A 14,145-nucleotide genomic window follows, 5' to 3' on the forward strand; every position below is an offset into this window, starting at 1 on the left:
GATTAGAATGGGGCTATCTTCAATAATAGGCGTGTAAACCAACCAACGCCCTGGGTATCATCGGTTGCGCCACGTCCCCGATACTCAATACGGGCATCAGCAACCTCTTGCGATGAGACTCGATTAAATACCAATGTATTTGGATTTACTACGCCACCAAACCGAATAATCTCTTCCTCATTACTAATGGCGACTTGTTTCTCACCAGCAACAACCAGATTGCCGTTAGATAGCACCTCAATCACAGTAACCGTAATTGTTCCGGCGAATGTATTATTTGCTGCGCTAGTTCCAGAGCCTTCACTCTTAATCTCACCAGTCCCATCAAAATTTGCAATTGCCTTAACACTGGTATAGGGTCCAAATGGCATCCCAGTTACACCTGGCGTAAATTCACTATTGACATTACCCTTTCGTTGCGCAGCCATATTTGAATTCTTCGCTGCACTCGTGGTCTCATTCAAAACCACGGTTAGGGTATCGCCTACATTTCTGGCACGCCGATCTTCAAACAAAGGGCGATGGCTTACCATTGAGACATAGGGCCCACCCGCATTGGCTGGGTAGAGGCTGCCCATATTGGCAGATGTTTCTTGTATGGGTTTTGGTCGGGCGCTTGTCGGTGTTTGCAATAAAGTCGGACGATCAGCACTTGCGCAAGCGCCGAGGATTCCGACACAAATCGTACTGAGTGTGAGGTATGCGATCGTACGCTTATAGAGTTTCATACTTATTGCCCTAAGTTACTAACGCGTTGCAAGATTTGATCGGATGCGGTCACAGCGCGGGTGTTAATTTCATACGCTCTCTGGGCCGCAATCAGATTCACTAATTCTTCAGCCACGTTTACGTTCGATTGTTCGACGTAATATTGCTGTATGGTTCCCATACCATTCGTTCCGGCAATTTGATTTTGTGCCGTACCAGATGCGGGTGAAGGAATAAAATTATTTCCACCAATGGCGACTAATCCCGCAGGATTAGCAAAATTAGCCATCGTAATTTGACCCGCTTGGGTTAAGGTGCTTGATCCTTGGGTGGAGTATTGCACGAGGCCAGCCTGACTAATCGTAATACTCGTTGCAGTACTCGGAATCACACCGGCACCCGCAACCACATTACCCGCTTGGGTCACAATTTGTCCCGTCGCACTTAAGCTAAATTGTCCTTGACGGGTGTAAGCCAAGGTACCATCAGCTAGCTGAATTTGGAAAAAGCCATTGCCATTAATCGCAACGTCGAGTTGATTGCCGGTTTGTAACATCGATCCTTGAATCATGATGCGCTCAGTCGATGTCACTGCTGATCCAGCGCCCACTTGCAATCCGGTGGGCAGTAAGTTTTGGGCATTACTTGATGATCCTGCGGCACGGAGTGTTGTGTACAACAGATCTTGGAACATCGGTTGAACACGTTTAAATGCAGTGGTTGATGAATTGGCGAGATTATTAGTAATCACGTCCAGATTCATCTGCTGGGCATCCATCCCCGTTTTCGATATCCATAGTGAGCGTAGCATCGATTTCTCTTTCTTTTAATTAACCACGTGATAAGGAAACTAGGCCTATCGCTGCCCTAGCATTTTGGTCAGCGGTTTGAACAGCACGAAAGTTCAGATCAAATAGACGGCTTTGATCAATCATCTGCACCATCGCCAAAGTGGGGTTGACGTTACTTCCCTCAAATGCACCTTGGGCAACTCGTACTGTTCCATCCGGTGGCGCCTGGGTTCCGGGAAGATCAAAAAATCCGTCTTCAGCACGTTGCAAACTATTTGGATTGGGGTTAACCAGCTTTAATTTTCCTGCTTGGTTCAGAAACTGTGTTCCTGGTAATTGAGTAAATACGCCACCATCTTCAGCAATCTGAATTGTGGCATTCGGTGGAATCGTAATTAAGCCCCCGGTACCAATCACTGGAATGTCACGTCCTACTTTGAGGGTGCCATTTTCATCCACCATAAACTTACCATTGCGTGTGTAGGTTTCTTGACCATCTGGACGACGCACAGCAAAGAATCCATCGCCCTTGATTACAACATCCAATGGGTTGCCGGTAGTTTGCACCGATCCTGCCGTGAAATTACTTCCTGGCGTCGTATCAATTGCAAAGACTCGGGTATCGGCTCCGTTCCCCTGAAATGGCTCGCCGTCACCACGCAGAGGTACTGCCCGAAACGCACTAATGACTTCCTTAAAGCCAGGAGTCAAACCATTGGCCAAATTATTACTAGTCACCGCCAACTGCTCGGTTGAGGCTTTTGCCCCAGTCATCGAGACGTATGCGAAGCGGTTAATCATGGCCTAGTTCCTGATTCCCTAATTGGTTTATTGGCCAATCCGTAAGGTGTCATCAACCAGCGTTGCTACTTGCACTTTGGTTGCCTGTGATGCGGCTGAGTAAGCGCGTTGCAAAACCATGAGTTTGACCAATTGCTGAGTTAAATCAACGTTAGACTCCTCAACGGCCTGTGCTCGAATCGCACCCATTTGAGAGCCGTTTGGAGTGTCTTCGAGTGGATCACCAGATACGGCAGAGGCTTGGAATCCGTTACCGCCAACTGGTACTAATCCTTCAAAGTTATTGAAGGTTGCTAGGATCAACTGGCCCTTAACAATCGATTTACCATTGTCATACTGAGCAACCAGCTTCCCATAAGAATCAAATGAGTAAGCGGTTAATTGAGCGGTTGGCGAACCGTCCTGAGTATTAGTATAGGTTTGAGCAAATGATGAGTAACCGGTAGTATCTGTGCTACTTAAAGTGAAGCCAATCGTACCGCCATTTGCTGTCTTACCCCATGTATTTCCTATACTGGGCCCAGCAGTAATTGTTAATTTTGTATTGAATTGTGGCTTATCGTATGCATCGCGAGACAATGAATCTAAATTTTTACCCGCGACAAATGCCATTGTTCCCAGTGAAGTTTGTTCACTATTAGTAACTCCAGATAACTTAACCGATGTCTTACCAGTTCCAGTAATATCGGAACCAACAGGAATGCCATCAATTGTTGCAAATACTGCGTAGCGATCTGCTTGAACAACGTATGTTGAATCAGATGTACCACTAAAGTTAGATTGTTTAACAGTTAATATTGTTCCATCACTTAATTTAAGGTCATAAATTGATCCCAGCTTGCCACTTCCTGAAGCGGCTGCTGTTCTTGCGCTAACCGTTAAAGATATTGTTGCCCCATCAACAGTTGCAGATAATGAATCAGATCCGCCATAATCTTTACCTGTTTCTGTTATGACAGCGCTTGTTACACTTCCTCCAGATACAGTGAAAGTAGCTTTTGCTCCGCTTCCAAATCCACCTGACAAAGATAAATCTTTATAAATTCCGTCCTTTAGTCCGGAACCTGCACCCGAAATTGTTAAGGTTTTAACTCCATTAAGACCTTCTAAACCGCCACTGAGATAGGTTAACTTTGCATTACTAAGAGTTTGAGTAGAGCCGGTAACCGTAGAAGGTACAGCTGTTGTAGCTATTTTATCAGTCTGCTCTCCGTTTTGAGTTGTGCCAAGTGACTGCTTAACATCAAATGTAAATTTTGTTCCGGTTGATGCACTATCTGTCAGCGTGAGATCAGAGGAATTTACCTTTTTGTAATACAAGGACAATATATGCGATTTACCAAGACTATCGTATACAGTTTGTGATGTCGATTGACTGTAACTAGCGGGATCTAATGGATCAAATAATCTACCTGAAAGTGTATCTGCTCGGTTATCAATATTGATATTGATCGTTGACTCTCGAGTTGGAACTTGAGATAAGGGCTCATCATCCAGCTTTAATGTTGACTTAGTATTTGTGATGATATTACCCTTGCTATCGGCGGCATAACCAACCAAAAATAATCCGTTCTCATTCACGATCCGCTTATTCGCATCAACAGCAAACTGGCCATTACGGGTGTACTGAAATTTCTGTGGGTTCTCTGTTGGGGTTGTTCCGTCTACTTGTTTTGCCAGGATGAACATTCCAGGACCGGCAATTGCGAGATCCAACGGATTTTGTGTTCCTGAGATCGTTCCATAAGTATTGGCACGACGAATGATCATTCGCGACGTTCCCATACCAGCGCGGTCACGGCTTTGCGGGTTTTGGGCTTTGAAGAACTGGTCAGCAAACACGTACTCGGCAGATTTATAACCGACCGTTTGTCCGTTTGCGATGTTATTACTGGTAACGTCAATCGCCTCGGAGAATGCATTTAAGGCTGATAGACCGATTCCGTACTGTGCCATAGTGCCACCCTTCTTTCTTCAAAAATATTTAGTTAACCCACTGCGTAACTTCTGAGGCTTTAATGCTGCGACCATCCGCGAGCTTTAATAAAGCTTGACCTGAACTGCCATCCTTCAAAATCGAGACCACGGGTGATCCAACATAAGCAGTTGGCGTCTCATTCGCACCAGCACTGTTTTTGCCAGTAATCTCAACCCGATAAATTCCGTTTGGCATGGTTGCGCCGCTAGCATCAATGCCATCAAATGCAAAATTGGTCATGCCGCTATTGAGATTTCCAAGGTCAGCTGTACCCACCACATTGCCGCTCGCATCCTTAATGGTGGCAACCACACCTTGCAAGGGGTTAGCCAAATTGGCTCCTAGTATTACTTCGCCACCCATGAAATTGATCGTGTTACCAGCAACCATCGGGCTATGACCAATTAGGGTTGCTTGGTTTAGGAAATTGGCACTTTGCATCTGAGCCAACATGGCTTGCATCGAGGTGTTCATCGTGCCCATGCTGCTCACCATATTGAGCTGGGACATTTGCGCGGTCATCGTCGATGCATCCATCGGACTCATTGGATCTTGGTTCTTAATCTGCGCAATGAGCAGTTTCAAAAAGTTTTGAGTTTGATCCGCAGCGCTCATTCCGGTATTGGGATCGGTATCCCGTGGCCGATTTGCCGCTGCCGGATCATAGGTACGAATACCACTCATTGGGGATGTTGCCATAGCGACCTCTATTTACCTAAATCCAATGTTTTAAGCATCAATTGCCGTGAAACGTTCATGGCTTCGATGTTCATTTGATACGAGCGTTGTGCCGAGATCATGTTCACCATTTCTTCGACGGGGTTTACGTTGGGCATATCCACGTAACCAGCGGCATCGGCTTTGGGGTGACCAGGGCGATACTCACGACGAAACGGCTCACGACTTTCCCGAATCTCGGTGACTGCCACGCCTGACCCTGCTGAATTGGTACTTGGCAAAGCCGAGAAAACCACTTGACGGGCTCGGTATGCGCGCCCATCAGGTCCAGAAACGCTGTCCACGTTTGCGATGTTGGACGAGATCACATTCAAGCGCATCGCTTGAGCAGTTAAACCCGTCGCACCGATATCAAAGGATCCTAGAAGGCTCATGAGGCTTGTCCAGTAATTGCAGATAAGCGGCTACGAATGGTGCCGCCTAAGAAGGTCAATGCGGCCTCGGTAAATACCGAGTTTTTCGTAAATTGACTGAGCTCGATATCGCCATCGACCGTATTGCCATCCATCGATGGTTGATTGGGGACGCGATAGAGCAAACCGGGATCTTCCATCGGGGGCTTAATCGCAATATGTGCCTGATGGGTCAGTGCTAGAGGGATTGAATTTGGAAAACGGCTTTTGCCAGCTAACTCGTTCTCTAGGGTTTTGGCAAAGTCGATATCCCGAGCCTTGTAGCCAGGGGTATCGGAGTTGGCTAGATTGTTGGCCAAAATCTCCTGACGCCGCGTACGCAATTTAAGCGCAGCTTCGTGAAAAACCAGCGAGTCGTATTTTGGTACAGCGTTCATCAAGCTTTCCTTCAATCTCACCTTTGGCAATGGCCAAAAGTCCAATAGTCAGTGAGATATAAGCAAAAGCTATGCCAATATAGCTAAGATATTGTTTTAATTACTTATTTACGCTTGAATTTGAGCTGGAATTAGGTCATCAAGCCGGAATTGTTGGCCCAACAATCCCTTCCTGAATCAATCGCGGTAAATTTTGCCGGTTTGGCGTTTAACGCGACTCTTTAATCACCCGATCGCCCCGCATTTGTAGGGGTCGAGCGTTATTGGAATAAATCTGACCAAAACTATGAACCTGCTGGGCAGATACCAATACTGGGTTTTTCATGACAATCCAGGTCACTCCCTCGGTACATGGCGGTTCGGTCAAGGAACCGATGTAAGTGAAATAGCTCCTATTTTCTGGGAGGAACTGGTTGGGGTTAATGGCCACATTGGGTGGTGACACCACCTGATTCTTGACTAGGGGAACATTATTAAGAACGATCTGAAAAACGGCACTCTCCTTAGGCGGGGTGTCCCAGCGCGATTTTTTGGCCGCTTCGAATAATTTTGGGGAGGAGCTAAGCATCACGGCCACAATCACTTGGCTACCATCAAAATGTTGATGGACAAGATGGACCGACATCTCAAAGCGCTCGCCATTAAACGCTTCTTCGCTCGGCTTATGAAAATCCAAGCTCATGAGACGGTACTGTTTCTCGTTAAAGAAGATGGTATTGCCTTCAGCGCCAATGATCTCAACGGTCCGTCCATTATCCATAATGGATAAGAAGAAGGGGCGATACTCAAAGACCACCGGAGTCAAATCAGCCTTCACCGCATTATCAAAATTAATATTGATGGGCGACTGCATCTTGCCTTTAGAGCACAAGAGGTTTTCTTTCTTTAGATTTGCCCAATTCTCTGGGCCGCCAGGACCGTCGGCATAGGTCCATGGGATCTCGGGCGCTGGAGGCGGTGGAGTTACTACCGGTTTAGCCGCTGTAGTTGGCTTTGCTTCAGTTTTGGTTTCTGGTTTGGCAGCAACCTTTTGTTCAGGTTTTACCTCAGGCTTGGGTGGATACGGGGCAGGCAAATCGCTGCTTCGCAAGACAATATCTCCAGAGCCCTTATTAATCTTCTGAATCAGCGCTTCAGCCATATCCTGATCGGTGGGCGGTCCACTTTTTGGAGTCGCCGCGGTGCTCGATTTAGCTACGCTTGGAGCGGTGGGTGCGACCGGTTTAGCAACAACAGGCGGAGTTGGGGCGGCGGGTTGGGCAATTGCTGCTGGCTGAGGCTGAGATTGGGGCTGAGCCTTGGGTGCAGCTTTATCGTCAGCGGCCAAGGGGTGCGATGCACAAAAAATGATGGCGCTGAGACCACAAAGCGCTTTTGTGGTGGGGTGAGCGGTGCGATTTAAGTGTCTATTCATAATGGTACTTACGGTTTTTATTCCAAAACAGTTAAATAAGTTAGTGGTTACTGCTAGTTAGAGCTCTTCTTGGCTGGGGGTTTAGCCGTTTTCGGGTTAGTGGGTGGAGTTGAGCTGGGTGGCGGAGCTAAGCTTGGCAATGGATCAATTTGTGGCGTTTTGCTAGTCGCAAACATCCACTCGCATTTCATGAGACCGGCGACGTTTTCTTGGCTATTAAGCGGAGTTGATTGCTTGATGGCCGCCTCTAGCGCCGCATCACTGGGCGGTGGGGTGTAATCGTTAATGTTCATCCAACGGATAAATCGGGTGTAAAGGCCACCTAATTTGGGCGCCTTGCCAGGATCAGCATAAAAGTTAGCGCTGCAAATTTGTAAGCGGCGCTCAATCTCACTTCCAGGAATGTAATAGCCATCAATCAACAGCCTGGCGATCTTCTCATTGCAACGCGCCCAGTTGGCCAGTTCTGTTTTGGCCCCCGTGGTGGCAAAGACATCCGAGCGATCGTTGATTAACTTATCAATTTCGCACTGCATGCGTTGGCCCCGAACCTCTAAGCGTTTACAGATAATGGCGCCATCCTCCGCATAAGGGTTGGATGCTTTTCGCGATGCGGGCATCGGAAATTTTTGCTCACAATCAGTGGGGCCTGCCTGACCCTCGCCCAACGCTGGATCCGGTTTGGGTGCCGCGGGAGTCTCCTCATTTTGAGGGGGGATTGGCTCTGACCGAATAATGATTTTGGGTTCACTGGGGTCTGGACTGGGGCTCTGCGCTTGTGCCCCTATTGCGAGACTACTGAAAAGGCATGCGCATAGCGCATTAGTTACGTAGCGTGCGATCGAGGACGATTGACTACGGACCATTTTTTACTCCTAAACCTTGCCGAATCAGTTGCATCGGCTCCTCTAGCGAACGCTTTAAAACATCGGGTAAGTCAGGGAGCACGATCACCAAGACCAAGAATGCCAAGGGGATGCTAATCGCAAAGCCGACCGAGAATAAATTCATTTGCGGGCTGGTTCTTCCTAAAAACGCTTGGGTCATATTAAACATGATGTAAACCAATAATACGGGCATCGCCAAAATTAAACCCAATCGAAAGGAGCTCGTCAATATATCAATCACCCCTTGAATACTCCACTGACTTGGCCATACTCCAAAAGGGAGCGTTTTAAAACTAGAGAGCACAAGATCAAGAACGAGTAAATGAATGTTCAGGGCAAAACACAGGGCAATCATGATGAGCCCCAGAAACTGCCCGACTAATCCCGAGTCCAGCATCGGATCATTAAAGAAGGTGGATGCAAAACTAAATCCTGCCTGAAACGACAGCACTTCCGCAGCCACGTCGACCGCCATCAAGCCCAAACGAATCATGAAGCCGATAAACGCTCCGGTGGCCAGTTCAATCATGACAAAGAAAAAGTTAATGCTGCCCCCGGGCGTTGGAAAATTTTCAGTACCGACAAAAGGGAAAACATAAAAAGCCAACAATAGAGTTAGTAGAACCCTAAACTGCATCGGCAATGCGCGAAATGCAAACATGGGTGCCGTCAGAAAAAGGCCAAAGATACGAACCGAAGCCAGCATCAACACCAACATGTACTGCTCAATTTGCACGCCGGTGATGGTGATCATGATGAACTGTGAGCTAACTAATCAAACCAGGAATGCGGCCGAGTAATTCTTTGATGTAATCAACAAATAAGGCAAGGGTTACTGGGCCTGCTAGTAAAACAACCAAACCAAAGACAACCAATTTGGGAACAAAGGCCACGGTTGATTCATTAATTGAGGTAGCAGCTTGCAAAATACCAAGGACCAATCCCACCACCAAGAGTGCTAACAAGGTCGGGCCTGCCAAGAATGCGGCCATGCGCAATGCTTGGAACACGAGATCGATGATTTGTCCGCTTTCCATGGCTAATTAAAATAACTTTGCACCAGTGATAAGGACAACAAGGTCCAACCGTCAGCTAAGGCAAACACTATTAGCTTGAGCGGAAGTGAAAACATCATGGGCGAGACCATCACCATTCCGAGCGAGGTCAAAATACTGGCCACGGCAAAGTCAATCGCTAAAAACGGTAAATAAATGACAAAGCCAATCAAAAATCCGGTTTTAATTTCTGAGATTGCAAACGCTGGAATTAAAACGGTCATCGGCACATCTTCACGGTTATCAATGGGCTTGCCATACATTTTGGCAAACAAATTGAGATCATCGCGACGCGTTTGTTTCAACATGAACTCTTTTAACGGTACCGAGCCAATATCAACCGCTTGGGCAAAGTTAATTTTGCCTGCGGTATACGGTTGATATGCTTTTTGATAAATGCTCTCAAACACAGGGTTCATGATGAAGAGTGTCAAAAAGAAAGACAGTCCGATCAATACAATATTTGGCGGCATGGTCGTTAGTCCCAGCGCCTGACGCAATAATGAAAACACAATCAAGATGCGAGTAAAACTCGTTAACAGAATTAACGCGGCAGGCAAAAAACTCAGCGCCGTCAGGGCTAGTACCGTCTCCACCGGGACGGCATAGACCGTACTGCCTCCTGCTGCTTTCGTGGTCACCAAAGGTAAGGATTGCGCCCATGCCAGCTCAGGAGCCAAAAGGATTGCAAACGGACTAACTGAGAGCCAGAGCGCAAAACGCCTCACGACACTTTCCTTTTAACAAACCGCTTAAGGTTGATTGAGAAATCCAAAGAATTATTTTGCTGGGTTAGGTTCGCCAAATCTTCTGGCGCTAATTCCATTAGTAAATTAATTTGATTGGGTGAATGTCCAAGCACTAATATTCGGCCAAGGACATTTACCACCAAAATACGTTCGCGCGGGCCGATGGCCTGTTGAGCGAGGATCTTAACGTTTGGATTCGATGCCTTCGTCGCGGCATCCCGCTTAACAATGTATGCGACTACCCAAATTAAACCGGCGGCTAGGGCAAGCCAAAAGAAGGAAAACCAAAGCATGCCTCCAAGCGAGGGGTTCATGCTCGACTCAACGGTTAATTTTGCGTAAACGCTCTGCCGGAGTAACGATATCGGTAAGGCGAATACCGTAACGATCGTTCACAATCACGACTTCTCCTTGAGCAACGAGGCAACCATTGACAACGACCTCAAGGGGCTCGCCAGCCAGAATATCAAGCTCAATTACCGAACCATAGGTCAAGTTCAATAAATTCCGAATTTGCATCTTGGCGCGCCCAAGTTCTACAGTCACCTGAACGGGCACATCCATGACCAGATCAATTTCGTTGAAGTCCGCGCCCACTTTTGCACCATCTTCCAAATTGGAAAAATTGGCTTTTCGTAGGGAACCTGCTAAATCTTTACTCGTTAGGGACTTAGCTAAATCATTATCATTTTCAGCCATTTGTATCCCCTTTTTGATTTCCCTCGGTTGAACTGGTTTCGTCTTTTGCCACCAAAGTATCGGCAAGTGAATTAATTGTATCGCTTACCGCCGGTTTCGCTAAATCTGCAGGATTTACCGTTTGCACCTCGGCGCCATTGGCTAAGGGTGCTGTGCCATCCTGAAACTGTTCATACAACTCACCCTGCTCGGCTCCGCGCATCATGCTTGGCCCCAAGCGAGCGCTCTCGAGAGGGCTCTTTAAAAACTCGGCGGGATGCTGAATCGTTTGAATCTTGACCGAATACCGGCCATTTTTGACCCCGTACTGGCCTCGAATCACCGGCAGACCATCAACGAAGACCGTGACCGGATCCATGATCTCAATTGGGATAATCTCGCCCACCGCTAATGAGGCGACCTCGCCAAGCAACATTTGTTTTCTGGCAAGAACTGCGACAGCCGTTACAGGAGCCTCATGCACTTGATCAGACAGCAAATTAGCCCAGTGCTCGTCAGGCTCGCTCGCAAATCCTTGCATGTTGTTATAGAGAATCGACTTAACGGGTTCTAAAACCCAAAACGGAATGCACAGATCAACATCCCCAGGGCGGCCATTAATCTCAATTGTAAATTTGGAGTGCAAAACCATCTCGCTTGGCGAGGTAATTTTGGCAAAGCCAAAGTTGGTTTCTTGGCGCATGAAATCGAACTTGATTTCGTAGACGGCTTTCCACGCCTTTTCATATTCGCTTAGCAACGCATCGACTAGGCGACGGATGATACGCAACTCGGTTGCGGTATATTCACGCAAACTCAAGCGCGGCGGCAACCGTCCTTCGCCACCAAACATGTTATCAATGGCGATATAGACCACGCCCGGATCCACAATCCAGCAACCCACACCACGCAATGGCCGAATCCCAACGATATTGATATTGGTGCGCTCAGGAAACTCATTAACGAAGTTCTCGTAGCTCTTGACCACCGGCAAATGCATTTGCACCTCAATCGGTGCGCGGATCATATTGAATAGCGTCAGGCGAACAGCGCGGCTAAAGCGCTCATGAATGAGCTCCAGCGTAGGCATCCGCCGACGCGCAATGATCTTGGATTTGTCGAACATCTCACGCTGATCAACAGCGTTGATGTTCATTTCAAAGTTAACGTCCTGATCTGCCATTTTTTTCCTGTGGAGTACTCCAGCAGATGAAGGTCATTACTGCATCACAAAAGAGCTAAACAAAACGGCTTGAACCGGTAAATCCATTTCGGTGACATTCCAAAACTCGGCTGCTGCACGAGCGGCCTCATTAGTAATCTTCTTACCCGTTGAGGTTTCTTTTGGAATTGCACCAATGCGTTCCAAGTTTTGCAAATCAGCAGTGTTCGGTTGCTGCTGCAAGATGTAAATCGCTGTTAACTGCGGTGCAATGATGGAATTAATCACCAGTGCAACCTCGCGCGCCATCATGGTTTTACCCTCGACGGTTGCCAACTCTTGCATTTGCCGTGAAGACAATACAGTAATGATCTTATCGCGGATCACCGGCATGAACTGCTTTACTTTTCCCTCGGTTGAGGGGTCAGCGGTGCGCAGAACAATTTTGGTTTGCAAATAATGCTCACCACCGCGTCCCGGTAAGTTCACAATCATTTCATCCAAGGGGATGTAAATGGGTGGCGCATTTTGCTTGCGCTCAGTCAGCTGCTTTTTAAGAATATTCTCGGGCTTATTGGCCTCGGCTTCGGCCGCTTTCTTGTCGGCTTCTGCTTTTTGCATGTACATATAGCCACCAGCACCGCCACCAATTAGAACAACTAACGCTCCAATAATGATGAAGAGTTTTTTCTTACTTTTGGGAGGTGGGGGTGCTTCGTCAGTAGCAGAAGCAGGTGCGGCAGCCGGTGCGGGGTTTGCGCCCGCTTCTAGCGTAGGTTCAACTTTATCTTCTTCAGCCATTGCCGATCCTCATTCATAACTGTATTAAGCATACAGATTTATACCTGAACTGCCCCCCGAAGCATCGCCAAACCAGCGAGAACTAACGGAATTTTCAGATAATAAACCAATCCCCTGTGAGGATCTATCGGTGGAATAACTAGGCTGATTGAATGCGGTTTGATTGGACCCAAATTGCTGGTTTTGAGCAAAGCGCCCTTCACCCTGGCGCAGATCCAAAGTCAGGTTTAGGCCCATTTGGGCAAATTCCTGCTTGAGTTGCTGGCCACCTTGGTCCAATCGGGCTTTGGCAGCATCATTGGCGCCCTCGACGATCAGATGGGCCCGGCCGGATTGGTCGATGCGCAGATCAATACGGATCGTGCCCTGCTCAGGCGGGGTCAATTCCAGCTGAATTCTGCCACCGCCGGCTTTCGCAGCGGTCAAGATTTCCTGATGAAGGGGTCCACGCACCATCGATGCGTCTTGCATACTCAATGCAATTTGCGTTGGGGTTGCAATCGGGGCTGATGCCTGAGCGGTTTGGGCTGCTAAGAGGAAGTTTCCGGATGCATCATCGACTGGTAGCAAATCAAGGTCTTTACTGGGCTTAGCGCTAGCGCCATGGATGAGATTGAAATCTTTGAGAGCATGCTCATCCAAAGTGCTCTGGGCTGCAATTAATTCGCTAAGGCTACTTGCCTGCTCTACATTTTGCTCACCGAGCGCACGCGCCCCTTGGCCCAAGGTAAATTTCTGATCAAGGTCCATCAACTGTTTGATTTTGAGCTCTTGAGCAAGGCTTGGCTCAACAGCGAGCACACGAACCACATCACCCGCCTCCACCGGTAACTCGGGGTTTGCCAAGGTGACGTTTGCAACCGCTGCGCCCTGAGGAGTGCTTTGCAGAGCAGTGTTAGAGTCGCGTTGAGCAATTAGAGCCATAAGCGCTTTGGCATCAAGCTGACTTTGTAAACCCGCCGGCATCACAGAACCGTCATTGGTTTGCGGGTTCAGGGTCGTAAGCTTTGCTAATAAACTTTGCGCCAAACGCTCTTCCATCGCTGCAATTTCTTGAGCGTTACCAGATGCCTTAGCGGTCTCTAAGCGATTTAAGAGCGCATCAAAACCGAGGTTTTGCAGCTTAGCGCGCAAGCCTTCAAGATCGAGGCCATTCATCATGCTAATTGCTTGATTGGAACCAAGGGTTTCGGCTTGGGTTCCCCACTGGCTCAAAAGAGTATTGGTTTGGTTGGGGTTTTGAAGTTGCAGTTGCTGCAAAGCGGCCAATAGATTGGCACGGGCCGTTTCCGAGTCAGCCTCACCTTGAACGGCAATATTTGCAGGATTTGGCTGCGTGCCATCCGGTTTTTGCAAAATTTGCAGTTCTGGATTGGGTTTTGATTCTTTGGTCTCGGGATTTTTCTTGATCTTGACGCGACCCTCTTGGGCGGCATCGTCTTGGATTCGCAGGCGCAGATTGGTCGCCTGATTTAATTCATTAATAAAGTCCTCAAGCCCGCCAGGATTGGCTCTGGGCTCGTTTTTTGGCATGAGCGGTCCCTGCCCGCTTTGCAGCTGGCTTAGGCTATGCTTAGTAGGTACCGCGTTTGC

General features: G+C 47.9%; 17 protein-coding genes. All 17 read right to left on the bottom strand.

Going from position 1 to position 14,145, the window contains the following annotated elements; all coding sequences use genetic code 11:
• Window positions 1-2: 2 nt before the first annotated feature.
• Entirely contained in the window at window positions 3-728 is a 726-nt protein-coding gene (locus ICV32_RS07320; protein ID WP_215369639.1) for a flagellar basal body L-ring protein FlgH, read from the bottom strand.
• Between the two features lie 2 nt (window positions 729-730).
• Window positions 731-1,519, bottom strand: coding sequence for a flagellar basal-body rod protein FlgG (gene flgG / locus ICV32_RS07325; protein WP_215369641.1), 789 nt, complete (start codon window positions 1,517-1,519; stop codon window positions 731-733).
• Between the two features lie 19 nt (window positions 1,520-1,538).
• Entirely contained in the window at window positions 1,539-2,300 is a 762-nt protein-coding gene (gene flgF / locus ICV32_RS07330) for a flagellar basal body rod protein FlgF (RefSeq protein WP_251371833.1), read from the bottom strand.
• Between the two features lie 27 nt (window positions 2,301-2,327).
• Window positions 2,328-4,256, bottom strand: a complete 1,929-nt coding sequence (locus ICV32_RS07335) for a flagellar hook-basal body complex protein (protein WP_215369643.1) — start codon at window positions 4,254-4,256, stop codon at window positions 2,328-2,330.
• 28 nt (window positions 4,257-4,284) lie between these two features.
• Complete coding sequence (locus ICV32_RS07340) at window positions 4,285-4,977, bottom strand: flagellar hook assembly protein FlgD (RefSeq protein ID WP_215369645.1); 693 nt, start codon at window positions 4,975-4,977, stop codon at window positions 4,285-4,287.
• A gap of 8 nt (window positions 4,978-4,985) precedes the next feature.
• Window positions 4,986-5,390: a flagellar basal body rod protein FlgC gene (flgC, locus tag ICV32_RS07345; protein WP_215369647.1), complete on the bottom strand. Its 405-nt coding sequence runs from the start codon at window positions 5,388-5,390 to the stop codon at window positions 4,986-4,988.
• Entirely contained in the window at window positions 5,387-5,806 is a 420-nt protein-coding gene (flgB, locus tag ICV32_RS07350; protein ID WP_215369649.1) for a flagellar basal body rod protein FlgB, read from the bottom strand. The genes flgC and flgB overlap by 4 nt, the downstream gene beginning before the upstream one ends.
• Before the next feature lie 208 nt (window positions 5,807-6,014).
• A complete protein-coding gene (locus ICV32_RS07355) occupies window positions 6,015-7,220 on the bottom strand; it encodes a carbonic anhydrase (RefSeq protein WP_215369651.1) in 1,206 nt (401 codons plus the stop codon).
• 53 nt (window positions 7,221-7,273) lie between these two features.
• Window positions 7,274-8,086 (bottom strand): hypothetical protein, encoded by an 813-nt coding sequence (locus tag ICV32_RS07360; protein WP_215369653.1) that lies wholly within the window; start codon window positions 8,084-8,086, stop codon window positions 7,274-7,276.
• Window positions 8,076-8,861: a flagellar biosynthetic protein FliR gene (locus ICV32_RS07365; RefSeq protein ID WP_215369654.1), complete on the bottom strand. Its 786-nt coding sequence runs from the start codon at window positions 8,859-8,861 to the stop codon at window positions 8,076-8,078. The genes ICV32_RS07360 and ICV32_RS07365 overlap by 11 nt, the downstream gene beginning before the upstream one ends.
• A gap of 13 nt (window positions 8,862-8,874) precedes the next feature.
• Entirely contained in the window at window positions 8,875-9,144 is a 270-nt protein-coding gene (locus ICV32_RS07370) for a flagellar biosynthetic protein FliQ (protein WP_215369656.1), read from the bottom strand.
• Window positions 9,145-9,146: 2 nt separating this feature from the next.
• Window positions 9,147-9,890, bottom strand: a complete 744-nt coding sequence (gene fliP, locus ICV32_RS07375) for a flagellar type III secretion system pore protein FliP (protein WP_251371834.1) — start codon at window positions 9,888-9,890, stop codon at window positions 9,147-9,149.
• The gene (fliO, locus tag ICV32_RS07380) at window positions 9,887-10,225 is read right to left on the bottom strand and encodes a flagellar biosynthetic protein FliO (RefSeq protein ID WP_215369658.1); all 339 of its coding nucleotides are present in this window, start codon (window positions 10,223-10,225) and stop codon (window positions 9,887-9,889) included. Before fliO ends, fliP begins: the two co-directional genes overlap by 4 nt.
• 7 nt (window positions 10,226-10,232) lie before the next feature.
• On the bottom strand, window positions 10,233-10,610 hold the full coding sequence (gene fliN / locus ICV32_RS07385; RefSeq protein WP_215369659.1) for a flagellar motor switch protein FliN: 378 nt from the start codon (window positions 10,608-10,610) through the stop codon (window positions 10,233-10,235).
• Window positions 10,603-11,772 carry a flagellar motor switch protein FliM gene (fliM, locus tag ICV32_RS07390; protein WP_215369661.1) on the bottom strand — a complete coding sequence of 390 codons (1,170 nt, stop codon included), beginning with the start codon at window positions 11,770-11,772 and terminating at the stop codon, window positions 10,603-10,605. Before fliM ends, fliN begins: the two co-directional genes overlap by 8 nt.
• Window positions 11,773-11,808: 36 nt before the next feature.
• The gene (gene fliL / locus ICV32_RS07395) at window positions 11,809-12,552 is read right to left on the bottom strand and encodes a flagellar basal body-associated protein FliL (protein WP_215369662.1); all 744 of its coding nucleotides are present in this window, start codon (window positions 12,550-12,552) and stop codon (window positions 11,809-11,811) included.
• 24 nt (window positions 12,553-12,576) lie between these two features.
• Window positions 12,577-14,085 carry a flagellar hook-length control protein FliK gene (locus ICV32_RS07400; protein WP_215369664.1) on the bottom strand — a complete coding sequence of 503 codons (1,509 nt, stop codon included), beginning with the start codon at window positions 14,083-14,085 and terminating at the stop codon, window positions 12,577-12,579.
• Between the last annotated feature and the right edge of the window lie 60 nt (window positions 14,086-14,145).

It is taken from the genome of Polynucleobacter sp. MWH-UH24A (assembly GCF_018687475.1).
In the GTDB taxonomy this organism is placed as follows: domain Bacteria; phylum Pseudomonadota; class Gammaproteobacteria; order Burkholderiales; family Burkholderiaceae; genus Polynucleobacter.